Here is a 16,763-nt window from a genome sequence, read left to right as displayed (position 1 = left end):
CGTTCAAGTTCGGGCAGTAACAGTGGTTTCATAGCGAAGAAACTCAGATAGACGGGTTGGTCTTCTTCGCTTCGGTCGTTCGAATGTGTAGCTCGTCAATGTTCGTCGAGGCTGGCATATCGACGGCAAGACGCACAGTCTTCGCAACATCAAAAGCACGCATGTGATCATCAGGGTTGTAGGTCTTGCCAGCCTGAGCCTGCATAGCGACCTGCATATCAGTATCGATACGTCCAGGGTGAATAGCGACAACGCGAACCCGGCCACGTTCAGCTTCACGCAGACAATCGGTGAAAGAGCGCAACGCCCACTTCGAGACCGTGTACGCAGCGTCAGAGGGATAGACGCGCACACCAGCACCGGAGTTGATGACAACGACCGTGCCGAAACTCTCGCGTAGCTTCGGCAGACACATCCGTGTCACGTCAGCGACAGCAATGACGTTGGTTTCCAAGACCCAGCGCCAATCGTCGCGAGTCGTGTCATCAAGCGTTGCCTTTTTGCCAACACCAGCATTGTTGACGAGGACATTGAGACGCCCCACTGTGGCCAACACGTCCGAAAGAGCTTGGGCGGCCTCGTCCTCATTCGTCAGATCGGCGACAAAGGCTGAAGCATCACCCAACTCGTCGACCACGCGACCTACTGCTTCGGCTGATCGTCCGCCAACGATGACGTGGTGCGTCTTCGCCAGTTCAACGGCAATCGCATGTCCGAGGCCACGAGTGGCACCGGTGATCAGAGCGACTGGGCGATCGGACGATACTGTAGCGGTCATCGCGCGTCTCCATTCTGAGTTGTGTCGGAATAGAGTGCATCGACCTCGTGGGCAAAGTCGCGCAGGACGACGTTGCGCTTCAGCTTCTGGGAGGGGGTCATGTAGCCGTTCTCGACCGTGAATTCGGCGTTGATGATGCGGTATCGGCGAATCGATTCCGCGCGCGACACCTTTTCATTCGCTCGAGCAATCGCCTTTTCGAGCGATTTACGCACGACCGGAAGGTTCGCAGCAGATGCCGTATCTACAACATCCTGTCCCTTCGATGCGAGCCACATCGGAAGCATTTCAGCATCCAAGGTGATGAGCGCTCCAATGTACGGGCGAGCATCACCGACAACAACCACGCTCGAAATCAACGGGTGTGTTTGCAAGGAATCTTCCAAAACCTCGGGCGAAACGTTCTTGCCACCCGCGGTGACAATCAATTCTTTCTTGCGACCCGTAATACGCAGGTGGCCCGTTTCGTCGATAGCACCCAAATCACCGGACTTGAACCAGCCATCAACAAAGGAGGCTTGAGTTTCCTCCGGCAGATTGTGATAGCCCTTCATGACGCTGACACCCTTCATCAGGATCTCGCCGTCTTCATCGATACGAATCGTGTTACCCGGCCAGGGGAAGCCCACCGAATCGGGCGGGAAGTCCGAGGGCCATTCGACGGCAATCGGCCCAGTTGTCTCCGACAGACCATAGCCCTGCAGAAGGGTAATACCAAGGCCACGGTAGAAATGAGCAAGGTCAGCTGCCAGGGGAGCGCCACCGCAAATGATCGTGTGGAGGTTCGGGCCAAGCACTGACTTTACCTTGCGCAGAGCCAGAGCATCGGCAACACGTAGGCGAGACTTCAATGCAAAGGAAGGACCGGGAGAAGGGGCAGCAGACGCTGAAGGAATCTGAGTTGTGTGGCTGGTCGGAGCGCCTACGGCCGAGGAGCGTTCGATTTCAGGAGCCTTCGCGTATGCGGTCGCATGCGACAGTTGCTTCGCCTGGTTTGCTGCCCATGAGAAAAGCGAGCCCTTGATACCGCCACCGGCCTTCGCGGTTGCAGCGTTGTATACCTTCTCCAGAACACGAGGCACAACAAGGAGCATTGTGGGCTTGAAGGTCGAAATGTCCGTCAGCAGGTTACGCATATCCGGAACGAACGCGACGCGTCCCTGACCGCCAAGCAATGCGTACATGACGAAGCGTGCCAGAGAGTGAGCGACGGGCAGGAAGAGCAGTGAGCGCGACTTTGGAGAATTGATGAGGTCCGGGAGGAAGTCGTAGGCCTGAATGGCAGAGGAAATGAAGTTTCCGTGCGTCAGCTCAATGCCCTTTGGGCGACCCGTTGTCCCCGAGGTGTAGATGATCGTTGCAACGTCGTGAAGTTTACGCAGCTCAAGGCGTTCGTTGACCTGTTCGGACGTCACGCCTTTAGCGGCAGCAAGAATTGTGCGCTCGGCGCCTTTATCGAGCGACATAATGGTCACGTTATCGCGTGCAACCGAACGGACAAGGTCTGCCTGCTGCGTTGTTGCTGTGACAACGATCGTCACTTCAGAGTCGACAAGGATGTGTTCGATCTGTGCTGCAGAATCCGTTTCATAGATCGGAACTGTGACTGCGCCACAGCTGAGCGCTGCGAGGTCAATGAGCGCCCATTCGAATGACGTGGGGGCAAGAATGGCAAGATGCGCGCCAGGTTGCAGGCCAAGGCCGATCATGCCACGTGCCGTATCGTCGATACGACGAACGAACTCATTGATCGTCATCGGACGCCACTGACCAACGCCGTTTCGGCGTTCAATCGCCACCTGATTCGGGTGGTCAATTGCGCGCTGTCGGATCATCTTGGGCAGGTTCCAGTCAGGATCGGCTACGCGAGTAGCAGGATTATCCCATGTTGATGCGTCAAGGTGGATCAATGTCATTTCTTTTGCCCTTCGGCGTAGAGTGCGTCGACCTCGTGAGCGAAGTCTTTGAGCACAGCGCGGCGACGAAGCTTCAGCGACGGAGTCATATATCCATTTTCCACCGTAAACGTCTGATCGATGATCCTCAACCGCCGAATGGACTCTGCGCGCGACACCCTTTTGTTTGCACGCGTGACTGCTTTCTCCAAGGAATCGCGTACTTCTGGCATATCCGCAGCCTGTGCAGCGTCCACAACCGGGAGGCCATGGTTCTTCAGCCATGTGGGCAACATATCGGAATCGAGGGTAATCAGCGCGCCAATGTAGGGGCGAGCATCGCCGACGACAACAATATTTGCGATCAGCGGGTGGGTGATCAGCTGTTCTTCGAGGACCTCGGGCGAAACATTCTTTCCACCGGCGGTGACGATCAATTCCTTCTTACGGCCGGTGATTGATACTCCGAGGTTCTTATCCACGGCGCCAAGGTCACCTGTACGGAACCATCCGTCAATAAAAGAGTCCGCGGTCGCATCGGGGAGGTTGTAGTACCCCGACATCACCGAAACGCCTTTCAGAAGAATCTCGCCGTCATCAGCGATCTTGACGTAGTTACCAGGCAGAACGGGACCGACATAACCAGACGGGTGGTTATTCAGCAGCTGGACACATGCGGGACCAGTCGTTTCAGAAAGACCGTAGCCCTGCAGCACCTTCAGACCGAGGCCACTGAAGAACTGCGCAAGATCCGATGCAAGCGGGGCTCCGCCGGACACGATGTACTTCATGTTCGGGCCCAGGACCTCGCGAATCTTCTTCAGAACCAGAGTGTCAGCAACCGAGTGGCGCACACGCTTCAACGGCGATGGGCCAAGCGTCTTTTCTTTCGAAGTTGCCCACGACCTTGCCTGCTTGGCAGACCATGAGAAGATCTTGCCTTTAATCCCCTTACCGGCCTTCGCCGCTGCGGAGTTGTAGACCTTCTCCAAGACGCGCGGGACAACCAGCAACACGGACGGCTTGAATGAAGCAATGTCGGGAAGCAAGTTCTTAATGTCGGGGGAGAATCCCAGTGTTCCTTGACCGGAGATCACTACGTGCATGACGAAGCGAGCGAGTACGTGTGCCACGGGGAGGAACAGAAGCAGGCGGGTGTCGGGGGAGTCAATGACCGATCCGAGTACCTGTCGAGTTGCGTAAGCTGTGCCGACAAAGTTGGCGTGAGTCAGGCAGACACCTTTCGGCATGCCGGTTGTTCCCGACGTGTAAATGATGGTTGCCAGATCACTGCTCTTGATTCTGATACGGCGTGCTTCAACTTCTGAAGCCTCGATGCCGAGCGCAGCTGTAGCGATATTGCGCATGGCGCCACGGTCAATGGAATCAATGAAGCGAACGCTGGGAGTACGGACACTTTCCACAAGTTCCGCCTGCTGGCGGGTCTGGGTGAATACCTGAACAACCTTCGCGTCGGTCAGGATATGTTCGATTTGAGCAGCAGAGTCTGATTCGTAAATGGGAACGGTGATAGCTCCGATAGACAGGATGGCGTAGTCCAGTAGCATCCACTCATACGAGGTTGATGAAAGAATTGCGACGGCATCGCCGGGGTGAATACCCTGACCGATCAAGCCACGAGCCACATCGTTGACTTGAGCAAGAAGCTCTTCGGCGGTCACCGGTTGGGGGAGCCCAACGGGAGTGCGCTGTTCGACGGCGACCTGTTTGGGGTACTTCTTAGCACGCGCAATCAAGAGTGAGGGTACTGATTCGTGTGCCCCAACCTTGAATTTTGGTTTCACTGTGAATGAGCCGTCGCGTAGCTTTTTCATGGATTCCTCCCGTGGTCGCAAACTTATTTCAATTCTTTTATTAACTTGAGCCTACCTACATCTCCTTCAAGTAGTGTGCGACCCTCCGGTTTTGGACGGCGTTTGATTGCTCACGATTCACGCGGTGGTGTGTATGACACAAGGCCCCGCCGATCCGAAAACGGATGAGCGGGGCCTCACTTAAGCAATCGGCTCAGAGATCGAAGTACATCTGATACTCGTAGGGGTGTGGGTACACGCGCATAGGAGCGACCTCGTTCGTCTCCTTGTAGTCGAGCCATGTGTCGATGAGGTCCTGGGTGAAGACGTCGCCTTCAGTGAGGAACTCATGGTCGTTGCTCAGAGCCTCAAGAGCTGCTTCGAGCGAGCTCGGGAGCTTCATGATGTCCTGGTACTCAGCCGGTGGAAGCTCGTAGAGATCCTTATCGATTGGAGCAGCAGGCTCAATACGACGCTTGATGCCGTCGATGCCGGCCATCAGGCAGGCCGCGAAGGACAGGTACGGATTGGCCGACGGGTCCGGGACACGGTATTCGACGCGCTTCGCCTTCGGGGACGTACCCGTAACAGGAATGCGGATACATGCCGAGCGGTTACGCGCCGAGTACACTAGGTTAATCGGGGCTTCGAAGCCGGGAACCAAGCGACGGAAAGAGTTGACCGACGGGTTCGTGAAAGCAAGCAAGGCCGGAGCGTGTTCAAGCAGACCTCCGATGAACCAACGAGCAGTGTCGGAGAGTGAACCGTAGCCTCGTTCGTCGTAGAACAGCGGCTCGCCGTTCTTCCAGAGCGAAAGGTGGGTGTGCATACCCGAACCGTTGTCACCGAACAGTGGCTTCGGCATGAAGGTTGCCGTGTGGTCGAAGTCAAGAGCGGTGTTCTTGATGACGTACTTGAACTTCATCATGTCGTCTGCAGCCTTTTGCAGGGTTGCGAAACGGTAGTTGATTTCCTGCTGACCACCGGAACCAACCTCGTGGTGAGCGCGCTCAATCTTCAGGCCGACTGCGGCAAGGTTGCGAACCATTTCATCACGGACATCCGCGTACTGGTCCTGGGGTGAAACAGGGAAGTAGCCCCCCTTAACGCGAACTTTGTATCCACGGTTGCCACCTTCTTCTTGCCGGCCTGTGTTCCACCATGCTTCGGGGGAGTCAACCTTGAAGAACGTTGAGTTCGGCTTGACCTCGTAACGGACATCGTCGAAGAGGTAGAACTCAGCTTCGGCGCCGATGAAGCATTCGTCAGCGATACCGGTGGAACGTAGGTAGGCCTCAGCCTTGGCTGCAACCTGACGAGGATCGCGAGAGAAGGGCTCGTCGGTGAAGGGGTCAACGATCGAGAAATTGATGACGAGAGTCTTGGCGACGCGGAAAGGGTCGACGAATGCTGACGTGATGTCGGGGATGAGTTTCATGTCGGACTCGTGAATAGCAGTGAAACCGCGCACGGATGATCCGTCGAACATCAAACCATTCTCAAGGGCATCGTCAACGAACTCCTGCGCGGGAATTGTGAAGTGCTGCTGGACGCCGGGAACGTCGCAGAAGCGAACATCAACAAATTCAATGTCCTGTTCAGTAATAAACGAAGCAGCCTCTTCGGAGGTGGTGAACATAAGGTGTCCTTCCATCGCACGTTATTAATGCGTTGATGCCAAGGCGTTTGGTAAAAACTTTGCCAAACAACTGCTAAATAGATGGTATTACATGACGTTTCGTGCGCGAAAAAAATTGTCCGAAATGTGGCGCATTTGTCCTGTTGTGGCGTGAATTCGCCAAGATGAGCCTGTTCTTTCCAAAAGTGTTTACTATTACTTTGCAATTGTGGAATAGATGCACTTTCGACGCGAGGAGACATCATGAGTGCTCGAGTGCGTGAACAGCGCGCCATTGGTCTCTATGATCCGGCGAATGAACACGATGCGCGCAGTGGCAGCGGTTGAAGCGATTGCTCGTGAAGAGGGGCTGCGCGTTCTGGCGTGGCGAGACGTTCTGGTCGAAGATGGTGTTTCATTCCTCGTTCTTTCTGACCGTGAAACAAACGCTGAAATGGCGCCAATCCCGTCACTTCTGGCTACTGCAGCTGTCCATCATCATCTTCTGCGTCGGCATACGCGCACCCAGGTACGTACAATATTCGGGTGGCCGACCCGTCAACGTACCGTCCGAAAACCGGTGATATTCCTTCGTCACCGGGCGTCTATCGTTTTTCCGATAAAGACGGTCGAGTTATCTATGTCGGTAAAGCAAAGAACCTTCGCAATCGTCTGACGAACTATTTCCAGGATCCAGGCAATCTTCACTCTCGTACGCGCCAAATGGTGTTTACGGCGACGCACGTTCAATGGACCGTTGTTCGTAGCGAAATTGAAGCCCTGACGCTTGAATTCACGTGGATCAAAGAGTTTGATCCACAGTTCAACGTCATGTTTAAGGACGATAAGTCCTATCCTTACTTGGCTGTGACCATGGGGGAGAGATACCCCCGCGTTCATGTCACGCGTCAGGCGAAACGTGCCGGAACGCGTTACTACGGCCCGTATACGCAGGTGTGGGCGATTCGTGAAACGATCGATTTGCTCTCACGTATCTACCCCGTGCGTACGTGCACCCCGGGTGTTTTTCAGCGTGCGAAAGCCCAAAAACGAGCCTGTCTTCTGGCACATATCGACAAGTGTTCCGCTCCCTGTATCGGTGCGATTAGCGAAGAAGATCATCGTCAGCTTGCGCAGAATTACTGCGATTTCATGGAGGGGAAGACCGGTCCCATTGTCCGTGAGTTGAAAGAACGGATGAAAGAATCCGCAGCGCACCTCGACTTTGAAACTGCCGCGAAGGCCCGCGATGACCTGAAAGCGATTGAGAACGTTCTGGAAAAGAACGTTGTTGTCCTAGATGATGGTACAGACGCTGATGTCTTCGCGCTTGTTGCTGATGAACTCGATGCTGCTGTCCACGTTTTCTTCGTTCGTGGTGGTCGTATTCGTGGCACGCGAGGATGGGTGATCGATCGCGTCGATGGTGCAGATGAACAGGTCTTGATGGCCCGTTTGCTTGAGCAGGTCTACTCGCAGCTTCCTCCTTCTGATCCGAGCACCCCGACAAGGCGCGAGAAGGTCAAAAAGAAGTCGGTTGACGACATCGCACACACTCCAACGTCGGCGATTCCGCACGAAGTTTTTGTCTCGATCGAGCCGGACAACAAGCAAACGATTGCTTCCTGGCTGAGTGAAGTGCGAGGGGCGTCCGTGCGTATTCACGTGCCCTCGCGCGGTCCGAAAGCCCAGCTGATGGAAACGGTGCGTGAGAACGCTCGCCAGGCGCTGGAACTCCATCAGACCAAACGAGCAGGCGATCTGACAGTTCGTTCTCAAGCACTTGAAGAACTGGCTGAAAACCTCGGACTGGATGCTGCCCCGCTCCGCATTGAGTGCTACGACATCTCGCACACCATGGGTACCCACCAGGTCGGTTCCATGGTCGTCTTCGAAGACGGTGCTCCGCGTAAAGACGCTTATCGGACATTCAATATTCGAGGCACAGATGGCAACGGCACCCCCGATGATACGTCCGCGATGGACGAGGTTCTGCGCAGGCGTTTCTCCCGTCTGCTTGCAGAAGAAGCAGGGCTTGCTGGTGAAGACGATGAGGGCGTCGCCTTCGAGTCCGGTCCGATTGATTCACTCACAGGAAAGCCACGCAGGTTTTCTTATCGGCCCGACCTTGTGGTCGTCGACGGTGGTCTGCCTCAGGTGAACGCAGCGCGTACTGCACTTGATGATCTTGGCGTCGACATTCCTCTTGTGGGATTGGCTAAGCGTCTCGAAGAAGTCTGGATTCCCGGCGACGACTTTCCGATGATCTTCCCGCGCGCCTCGTCTGCCCTCCACTTGCTGCAGTACTTGCGCGATGAATCCCACCGATTCGCAATTACGAAGCATCGTAAGCGTCGAACGAAAGCACAGACGAGGTCCGTCCTTGACACCATTGACGGCGTCGGCCCGGCGCGACAATCAGCGCTACTCACGCGATTCGGATCAGTGAAAAAACTGCGCAAAGCAAGCGTCGACGACGTAGCTTCGGTGCCCGGTATTGGCCCAGTGCTTGCTCAATCGATCCTCGAAACACTGAATCCACAGCCCGAACAAACCTGATCGGCCTCGTGAATCTTTCGTTCAGTCGCCCAAGTCAAACGTGAGCGAACCCGCACACACGCGCTTTGGTCCACTAACCTGAAGAAAACTCAATTCACCAACGGGGAGCACACTATGACGCCGGCGTTTCATCTTCCGTGTCGCGTTTTGCTGCTGGGTAGCGGAGAACTCGGAAAAGAAGTCACAATCTGTCTGAAACGCTACGGCGTATACGTGATTGCTGTAGATGCCTACCCGGCAGCTCCCGCGATGCAGGTCGCCGACGAGTACGCGGTTCTCGATATGTCGGATGACGACGAGCTTCTCGCGTTACTCGAACGGGTGAAACCAGACCTTGTTGTTCCCGAAGTTGAAGCAATCGCCACTGACGCACTGGCAAAGTTTGAAGCAACGCATCAGGACACGCGTATCGTGCCCAACGCATTTGCCGTCCAAGCAACGATGGATCGCAATCGCATTCGTGGCCTTGCTGCGAACCTCGACGGTGTTGTCACTTCTCAGTTCCGCTTTGCTTCAAGCGCCGATGATATTCGCGAGGCACTGAATCACACCGGCCTGCCTGCTTTCATCAAACCAACAATGTCATCGTCTGGCCACGGACAGTCCCGTATTACCTCCGAGGAACAGGTTGATGAGGCCTGGAATGCGGCTCAGGAAGGCGCACGCTCTCAAACTGGTGAAGTCATCGTCGAAGAAGAAGTACGGTTCGACTGCGAAATCACGCTTCTGACCGTCCGCTGGTGGAATGGCGAATCAATCGAAACGTCCTACTGCAGTCCCATCGGACACCGACAGGTCAATGGTGACTATGTTGAATCGTGGCAACCGGCAGCGATCTCGCCACTGGCGCTTGAACGCTGCCAGGCCATGGCGAAGCTCGTAACAGACGCATTGGCATCCAACGGAGCATCGCCTGCTCTCGGCCTCTTTGGCGTCGAGTTCTTCATCAAGGGCGACGACGTCTGGTTCTCGGAATTATCCCCACGCCCGCACGATACTGGCATGACCACCATGGCGTCCCAAGCACAGTCTGAGTTCGAGCTTCACGCCCGCGCAATCCTCGGCCTGCCCATCGATACGACGCTACGCACACCGGGTGCATCTGCAGTCATCACATCAACACAACCCCTCAAACACCCCGAATACCTAGGCGTCGCCGAAGCCTTGTCCAAGGCCGATGGGGTCAGGATATTCGGCAAGCCCGTCACGCGAGCCGGTCGTCGAGTCGGCGTTGTTCTGGCAAGCGGTGCCAGCAGCGACCAGGCACGCGAGCGCGCAAATCGGGGAGCCGACGCTATCACGCTTGTTGAAGCAACGTTGCTACCCGGCGAAAACAATTGAAAAGTGCGATAGTTACACCATGACTGACGAACTCGATAACAACCCGCCAACCGTACCCGCAGGCATCCCGTTGCTTGACGTGAACAGCCCGGTCGTTGCCCCCATAGCATCGAACGAGGTCCTCATCATCACAGGTGCATCTGGCGCTGGACGTACCGGGGCAGGCAGAGCGCTTGAAGACCTCGACTGGTACGTCGTCGATAACCTGCCACCATCAATGTTGCCCGCATTGGTCGGCATGATGTCACCGGCAGGCGGAGGCGTCCACCGTCTGGCGGCAATCGTTGACGTACGCTCACGCACATTCTTTGCCGATCTGACGAAGACGTTGGACCAGATGAGAGATATGGGTGTCGCCTACCGGGTTATCTTCCTCGAGGCAGACGAACGCACTCTGGTGAAACGCTACGAGTCCAACCGTCGCCCGCACCCGTTGCAGGGGCAGAAGACAATCCTGGACGGCATTGAAGCCGAACGACGTATGCTTGCTCCCGTTCGTCGCATCGCAGATGAAGTGATTGACACGTCGAATATGTCCGTCCATGACCTGACGCGTCATATCCGCGATGTCGTTGCGGGGGAGGGTGATCGTCCGCTTCAAATCACAGTTGAATCTTTCGGCTTCAAACGAGGAATCCCGATTGATGCTGATCATGTGCTTGACGTGCGTTTCTTGAAGAACCCGTACTGGGTGGATGAACTCCGTCATCTGACCGGTCGCGATAAGCCGGTTGCGGATTACGTGCTGGATCAGCCCGGAGCTCGACAGTTCGTTGTGTCATATGCGGACCTGCTTGCCCCCATGCTTCAGGGCTACATTAGTGAGCTCAAACCATTCGCAACAATTGCCGTTGGATGTACCGGCGGTCAGCACCGCTCGGTCGCATGTGCGGAACTGATTGCCAACAGGCTTCGTGAAAACGGCTATCCTGTCCGAGTCCACCACCGTGATCTCGGGAGAGAGTAAATGTCATACGTCGATGCAGCAGGTTGGACACTACGCGGAGAAACCGGTCCTTCCGTTGTCGCTCTCGGTGGTGGCCACGGTCTTTCCGTCACTCTGCGCGCTCTTTGCCACATCACGCGATCGCTGACTGCGGTAGTTACCGTCGCCGATGATGGGGGATCATCAGGTCGCCTGCGTCAAGAGATGGAGATCCTGCCACCCGGTGATCTTCGCATGGCTCTTGCCTCTCTCTGCGAAGAAACCGAGTGGGGTCTGACGTGGCGTGATGTCCTGCAAACGCGTCTTGAAACAACCGGGCCGTTGAATGGGCACGCTTTAGGTAACCTTTTGATCTCCGGCTTGTGGCAGTTGCTTGACGACCCGGTTGAGGGTCTTGATTGGGTTGGGCGTCTTCTTGGTGCGAGCGGCCGTGTGCTTCCAATGTCCATCGATCCTCTCCAGATCGAAGCGGACATGGATGATGACGGACGTAAGTACACGGTTTCGGGACAGTCGAAGGTGGCGGTTGCTCCAGGAACTGTCGAACATATTCGTCTTCTTCCCAAAAGCCCGCGTGTTCCAGCAGAAGTTGGGACGGCGATCGAACAGGCGGATTGGGTTTTGCTTGGTCCTGGCTCGTGGTACACGTCCGTGATTCCGCATCTGTTGGTGCCAGACGTTCACCGTTCACTTGTGACGACCGATGCCCACCGTGCGTTGATCTTGAACCTATCGCGCCAGCGTGGCGAGACAGATCGTATGACCACTGCCGATCATGTTCGCGTGATCCGTGACTATGCTCCAGATTTCAAACTGGATGTGATTATTGCCGATCCAACCGCCATCGATGATGTCGACGACCTTATTGTTGCTTCAGAGGGGTTGGGCGCTCGCGTCCTACTTCGACAGGTTCGTACCGGTGATGGACAACCGCACCACGACCCGCTCCGCCTTGCCGCAGCACTGAGGGATGCGTTTGACGGGTTCCTTGGAGAAGTCGGCAAAACTGAGACTTGGCTGCCCTGAAGCGACATCTGAGGAAATGAACGTGTCACTAACTACTGACTTAAAAGATGAACTTGCGCGCGTTGCGCCACAAACTCAGTCTGAGATGGCTGCTGAAACCGCTGCGATTCTGCGGTTTGCTGGTGGACTGCACCTTGTTTCCGGCCACATTCTGATCGAAGCAGAGCTGGATACCCCCGCAGCGGCGCTCCGTCTTCGCCTGTTTTTGCAGACGCTCTACAACGCTGAATCAACGGTTGTCGTTGTTTCAGGTGGTTCGCTGCGTCGCGGTAAGCGTTTTGTTGTTCGCGTTGTGCATAAGGCTGACGAGCTTGCTCGTATGACCGGTCTTGTCGATTCTCTTCGCCGGCCAGTACGCGGTCTCCCTGCCACCTTGGTGGCGTCGGGGAACGATGAAGCGGCCGCGGTCTGGCGTGGAGCGTTCCTTGCGCGTGGGTCGCTGATGGAGCCCGGGCGCTCGACTTCACTGGAAGTGACATGCCCAGGACCCGAGGTTGCGCTCGCTATGGTCGGATGTGCGCGAAAGTTGGGCGCCGCTGCACGTTCGAAAGAAGTACGAGGCACGGACCGCGTCTCTGTCCGCGATTCAGAGGCCATCGGACAACTGATTGGCAAGATGGGGGCCTCCTCTACTCAGAAGACGTGGCAGGATCGTCGAGAGAAGCGCGAAGCCCGTGGATCGGCGAATCGTCTGGCGAACTTTGATGACGCAAACCTGCGTCGTTCTGCGCGTGCTGCTGTAGCCGCGGGAGCCCGACTAGAACGTGCCTTCGAAATCCTCGGCGACGACATTCCGCCTCATCTTCTTGAAGCGGGAACTCTGCGTCTGAAGTACAAGCAGGCGTCCTTGGAGGAACTGGGAAAGCACACGGATCCGCCGTTGACGAAAGATGCTGTTGCCGGTCGTATTCGTCGCCTGCTGGCCATGGCTGACAAGGTTGCTCACGATCGTGGGATTCCGGATACGGAAGCGGCACTCACGATCGAAATGCTCGAGGACGACTGAGGACTTTAGTCCACCTCAAGCTGCGAACGTTATTATTGCCACGTAGGGGTTCGTCCACTGAAGGTGCCGTAGACCACCGTGGGGTGTAAATTAGGTCTTGCTAGAACCGCAGATAACTGCGGGCCGGATTCGCACCGTGCGGATACCGGTTGCACATTCGAAAACGTGCCCGTGCAGGGCACGAGCAGGAGGACAATAGTGACCACCCGCGTTGGCATCAATGGCTTTGGCCGTATTGGACGCAACTTCTTCCGCGCAGCACTCGAGCAGGGCGCGGACATCGAGATCGTTGCAGTGAACGACCTCACCGACACCAAGACTCTCGCTCACCTTCTCAAGTACGACTCGATTCTCGGTCGTTTCAATGGTGAAGTTTCCTACGACGAATCCTCCATTATCGTGAACGGCAAGGCCATCAAGGTCCTCGCACAGCGCAACCCGGCCGACCTCCCCTGGGGCGAGCTCGGCGTTGAGGTCGTTGTGGAGTCCACCGGCTTCTTCACCGATGGCACCAAGGCTGCAGCTCACATCGAAGCTGGCGCCAAGAAGGTCGTTATCTCCGCTCCGGCGAAGAATGTTGACGGCACCTTCGTCATGGGCGTGAACCACGAAGATTACGACAACGCAACGATGAACATCGTTTCGAACGCTTCGTGCACCACCAACTGCCTCGCACCGCTGGCCAAGGTTCTCCACCAGGAGTTCGGCATCGTTCGTGGCATCATGACCACCATCCACTCCTACACCGGCGATCAGCGCGTCCTTGACGCACCGCACTCGGATCTGCGTCGTGCACGTGCAGCAGCACTGAACATGATCCCGACCAAGACCGGCGCAGCACAGGCTGTTGCTCTGGTTCTCCCGGAGCTCGCTGGCAAGTTCGACGGCCTCGCAGTCCGCGTTCCCACCCCGACCGGCTCCCTCACCGACCTCACCTTCCAGGCAGAGAAGCCCGTCACCGTTGAATCCCTCAACGCTGCAGTCAAGGCTGCTGCTGAAGGCGAACTCAAGGGCATCCTCGAGTACACCGAAGATCCGATCGTTTCCACCGACATCGTCGGCGATCCGCACTCCTCGATCTTCGATGCATCCGAGACCAAGGTCATCGGCGACCTCGTCAAGGTCCTGTCCTGGTACGACAACGAGTGGGGCTACTCCAACCGCCTCGTCCAGCTGACCGCTCTGGTTGGCTCGAAGCTCGCCTGAATCGCACCTCGTACGCTGTGATCAGCAAACGCTTGCGCCCGCGCACCCCCTATGAGGTGTGCGGGCGCTTGTGTACTCACGATTTTCGGGCGGATACTCCGCCCCTTTAATGAAAGGTTGGTTCTATGAGGACCATCGAAACTCTCGGCGAACTGCGTGGCAAGCGCGTTCTGGTTCGTTCTGACTTCAACGTTCCGTTGAAGGACGGTGTCATCACCGATGACGGTCGTATTCGCGCGGCACTGCCGACCCTGAACCTGCTGACCAAGGCTGGCGCCAAAGTTATCATCATGGCTCACCTCGGTCGCCCGAAGGGCAAGGTCGATCCGGCATTCTCGCTGGCACCTGCCGCAGCTCGTCTCGGCGAACTCATCGACGCCCCCGTCAGCCTTGCAGGCGACGTTGTTGGCGAATCCGCCAAGGCTACCGTTGCAGCTCTCGGTGAAGGCGAAATCGCTCTTCTCGAAAACGTCCGCTTCGACGCACGCGAGACCTCCAAAGTTGACGAAGAACGCGAAGAACTGGCCAAAGCATATGCAGAACTCGGCGATGCATTTGTCTCCGATGGCTTCGGTGTTGTGCACCGCAAGCAGGCTTCCGTCTACGACATCGCCAAGCTCGTTCCTTCCGCTTCCGGCCTGCTGGTTCTGAAGGAAATCGAATCCCTGCGCAAAGCAACTGAGAACCCGGAGCGCCCCTACGGCGTCGTCCTCGGCGGTTCCAAGGTTTCTGACAAGCTCGGTGTTATCGCCAACTTGCTGAAGAAGGCTGACCGCCTCTTCATCGGTGGCGGCATGGTCTTCACCTTCCTTGCAGCTCAGGGCTACTCGGTCGGCAAGTCCCTGCTCGAAGCAGACCAGATCGAAACCGTGAAGGGCTACATCGCCGAAGCAGCAGAGCGTGGCGTTGAACTGGTCCTCCCGGTCGACGTCGTCGTTGCTCCCGAGTTCGCAGCTGACGCACCGGCAACCAACGTTGCTGTCGACGCTATTCCGGATGACCAGATGGGCCTCGATATCGGCGTTGAATCGCAGAAGCTCTTCGCCGAAAAAATTGCATCGGCGAAGACCATCGCATGGAATGGCCCGATGGGCGTCTTCGAATTCCCGGCATTTGCAGCAGGCACCAAGGCAGTTGCTCAGGCACTGTCTGACGGCGACATGTTCTCCGTCATCGGTGGTGGCGACTCTGCAGCTGCAGTTCGTACCCTCGGCTTCGACGAATCCACCTTCTCCCACATTTCCACCGGTGGTGGCGCTTCCCTCGAACTCCTCGAGGGCAAGGTCCTGCCGGGTATCGCAGTTCTGGAGGACTGAAAAATGGCACGTACCCCGTTGATGGCCGGCAACTGGAAGATGAACCTCGATCACCTCGAGGCCAATCACCTTGTCCAGGGCCTGGCAATGGAACTGAAGGATCACAACCACGACTACTCCAAGTGTGAGGTCCTGGTTATTCCTCCGTTCACTGACATCCGTACCGTTCAGACTATCGTTGACGCCGATGAACTCGGCATTAAGTACGGTGCACAGGACGTTTCTATCCACGACAACGGTGCATACACCGGTGAAATCTCCACCGCTATGCTCGATAAGCTCGGCTGCACCTACGTCGTCATGGGTCACTCGGAGCGTCGTGAGTACCACAACGAATCCGATGAACTCGTTGGTGCGAAGGCACGTAAGACTCTCGACGCAGGCATGACTCCGATCCTCTGCTGCGGTGAAGCCCTTGAAATCCGCAAGGCCGGCACCCACGTTGAGTTCGTCCTCGGCCAGATTCGCGCAGCACTCGCTGGCTGGTCCGCTGAAGACGTCGCCAAGATCGTCATCGCCTACGAACCCATCTGGGCAATCGGCACTGGCGAAACCGCGACCAGCGAAGATGCACAGGAAGTCTGCGGTGCAATCCGCGCAGCACTGACTGAAGACTTCGGCGCAGACACCGCTGAAGCAACCCGCGTTCTCTACGGTGGTTCGGCAAAGCCGGGCAACATCAAGGAACTCATGGCTCAACCCGACATCGATGGCGCACTCATCGGTGGCGCATCGCTGAAGGCTGATTCCTTCGCCGAGATGGCACGCTTCTACGCCTGAGCAATTCTTAACAATTGACTCTGAAGGGGAGCCAACCGGCTTGCCGGTTGGCTCCCTCGGGCTTTAACCCGCTAGACTAGCGACAGTTACGTTTCAGCGATGCGCTTACGCGTGTATCGCCTACTCAAGAATCGGATTCAACAGTGACCGCACTCAAAATTACCCTGCTCGTCCTCATCGTGCTGACCAGCCTTTTGCTGACCCTCACGGTCCTTATGCACAAGGGCAAGGGTGGCGGTATCTCCGATATGTTCGGTGGTGGCATTTCGTCTACCGCCGGTTCATCCGGTGTTGCAGAGCGTAACCTGAACCGAATCACCCTCGGCATTTTGATCGTGTGGGTCGTGTGCATCGTTGCCTACGGTCTGATGCAAAAGTGGGTTTTCTGACCCGTTAGTCTTTCGAAATTTTGGGCCCCAACCACTGAGCTGTCCCCCGGAAGTTGGACTGATTTATTCAGTTTTCTTCCGGGGGATTT

Annotated in this window: 13 protein-coding genes and 1 pseudogene; 10 read left to right on the top strand and 4 right to left on the bottom strand. The window is 56.4% G+C overall.

The window, feature by feature from the left end; genetic code table 11:
• Nucleotides 1-43 precede the first annotated feature (43 nt).
• The 4 genes from PG731_RS07930 to glnA all read right to left on the bottom strand — a co-directional run bounded on the left by PG731_RS07930 (nt 44) and on the right by glnA (nt 6,126).
• Entirely contained in the window at nt 44-778 is a 735-nt protein-coding gene (locus PG731_RS07930) for an SDR family oxidoreductase (RefSeq protein ID WP_270773219.1), read from the bottom strand.
• The gene (locus PG731_RS07925; RefSeq protein ID WP_270773218.1) at nt 775-2,694 is read right to left on the bottom strand and encodes an AMP-dependent synthetase/ligase; all 1,920 of its coding nucleotides are present in this window, start codon (nt 2,692-2,694) and stop codon (nt 775-777) included. Before PG731_RS07925 ends, PG731_RS07930 begins: the two co-directional genes overlap by 4 nt.
• Entirely contained in the window at nt 2,691-4,508 is a 1,818-nt protein-coding gene (locus PG731_RS07920; protein ID WP_270773217.1) for an AMP-dependent synthetase/ligase, read from the bottom strand. Before PG731_RS07920 ends, PG731_RS07925 begins: the two co-directional genes overlap by 4 nt.
• Nucleotides 4,509-4,701: 193 nt before the next feature.
• Entirely contained in the window at nt 4,702-6,126 is a 1,425-nt protein-coding gene (gene glnA / locus PG731_RS07915) for a type I glutamate--ammonia ligase (protein WP_270773236.1), read from the bottom strand.
• Nucleotides 6,127-6,409: 283 nt separating this feature from the next.
• Here glnA and PG731_RS07910 point away from each other — a divergent pair.
• The 10 genes and pseudogenes from PG731_RS07910 to secG all read left to right on the top strand — a co-directional run.
• Nucleotides 6,410-6,589, top strand: a pseudogene (locus tag PG731_RS07910) (hypothetical protein); the annotation flags it as partial.
• 62 nt (nt 6,590-6,651) lie between these two features.
• Nucleotides 6,652-8,664, top strand: coding sequence for an excinuclease ABC subunit UvrC (gene uvrC, locus PG731_RS07905; protein WP_270773215.1), 2,013 nt, complete (start codon nt 6,652-6,654; stop codon nt 8,662-8,664).
• A 114-nt stretch (nt 8,665-8,778) separates the two neighbouring features.
• On the top strand, nt 8,779-10,005 hold the full coding sequence (purT, locus tag PG731_RS07900) for a formate-dependent phosphoribosylglycinamide formyltransferase (protein WP_270773214.1): 1,227 nt from the start codon (nt 8,779-8,781) through the stop codon (nt 10,003-10,005).
• Between the two features lie 19 nt (nt 10,006-10,024).
• The gene (rapZ, locus tag PG731_RS07895) at nt 10,025-10,972 is read left to right on the top strand and encodes an RNase adapter RapZ (protein ID WP_101627743.1); all 948 of its coding nucleotides are present in this window, start codon (nt 10,025-10,027) and stop codon (nt 10,970-10,972) included.
• Complete coding sequence (locus PG731_RS07890) at nt 10,973-11,977, top strand: gluconeogenesis factor YvcK family protein (RefSeq protein ID WP_270773211.1); 1,005 nt, start codon at nt 10,973-10,975, stop codon at nt 11,975-11,977.
• 22 nt (nt 11,978-11,999) lie between these two features.
• Entirely contained in the window at nt 12,000-12,983 is a 984-nt protein-coding gene (gene whiA / locus PG731_RS07885) for a DNA-binding protein WhiA (protein ID WP_101627741.1), read from the top strand.
• A gap of 198 nt (nt 12,984-13,181) precedes the next feature.
• Nucleotides 13,182-14,189, top strand: a complete 1,008-nt coding sequence (gap, locus tag PG731_RS07880) for a type I glyceraldehyde-3-phosphate dehydrogenase (protein ID WP_101627740.1) — start codon at nt 13,182-13,184, stop codon at nt 14,187-14,189.
• Nucleotides 14,190-14,314: 125 nt separating this feature from the next.
• Nucleotides 14,315-15,505: a phosphoglycerate kinase gene (locus PG731_RS07875; RefSeq protein WP_270773209.1), complete on the top strand. Its 1,191-nt coding sequence runs from the start codon at nt 14,315-14,317 to the stop codon at nt 15,503-15,505.
• A gap of 3 nt (nt 15,506-15,508) precedes the next feature.
• Nucleotides 15,509-16,285 carry a triose-phosphate isomerase gene (tpiA, locus tag PG731_RS07870; protein WP_270773208.1) on the top strand — a complete coding sequence of 259 codons (777 nt, stop codon included), beginning with the start codon at nt 15,509-15,511 and terminating at the stop codon, nt 16,283-16,285.
• Nucleotides 16,286-16,428: 143 nt separating this feature from the next.
• A complete protein-coding gene (gene secG / locus PG731_RS07865) occupies nt 16,429-16,674 on the top strand; it encodes a preprotein translocase subunit SecG (RefSeq protein ID WP_006681051.1) in 246 nt (81 codons plus the stop codon).
• Nucleotides 16,675-16,763 lie beyond the last annotated feature (89 nt).

Origin of the sequence: Pauljensenia sp. OF14-1SRA (genome assembly GCF_027694595.1) — a bacterium.
GTDB lineage: Bacteria > Actinomycetota > Actinomycetes > Actinomycetales > Actinomycetaceae > Pauljensenia > Pauljensenia turicensis_B.
This window is presented reverse-complemented; position numbering and strand designations above follow the sequence as displayed.

Excerpts from the sequence above, each read along its gene's own strand:
- PG731_RS07930 (WP_270773219.1), bottom strand. The coding sequence starts at position 778 with ATGACCGCTACAGTATCGTCCGATCGCCCAGTCGCTCTGATCACCGGT.
- PG731_RS07925 (WP_270773218.1), bottom strand. The coding sequence starts at position 2,694 with ATGACATTGATCCACCTTGACGCATCAACATGGGATAATCCTGCTACT.
- PG731_RS07920 (WP_270773217.1), bottom strand. The coding sequence starts at position 4,508 with ATGAAAAAGCTACGCGACGGCTCATTCACAGTGAAACCAAAATTCAAG.
- glnA (WP_270773236.1), bottom strand. The coding sequence starts at position 6,126 with ATGTTCACCACCTCCGAAGAGGCTGCTTCGTTTATTACTGAACAGGAC.
- purT (WP_270773214.1), top strand. The coding sequence starts at position 8,779 with ATGACGCCGGCGTTTCATCTTCCGTGTCGCGTTTTGCTGCTGGGTAGC.
- rapZ (WP_101627743.1), top strand. The coding sequence starts at position 10,025 with ATGACTGACGAACTCGATAACAACCCGCCAACCGTACCCGCAGGCATC.
- PG731_RS07890 (WP_270773211.1), top strand. The coding sequence starts at position 10,973 with ATGTCATACGTCGATGCAGCAGGTTGGACACTACGCGGAGAAACCGGT.
- PG731_RS07875 (WP_270773209.1), top strand. The coding sequence starts at position 14,315 with ATGAGGACCATCGAAACTCTCGGCGAACTGCGTGGCAAGCGCGTTCTG.
- tpiA (WP_270773208.1), top strand. The coding sequence starts at position 15,509 with ATGGCACGTACCCCGTTGATGGCCGGCAACTGGAAGATGAACCTCGAT.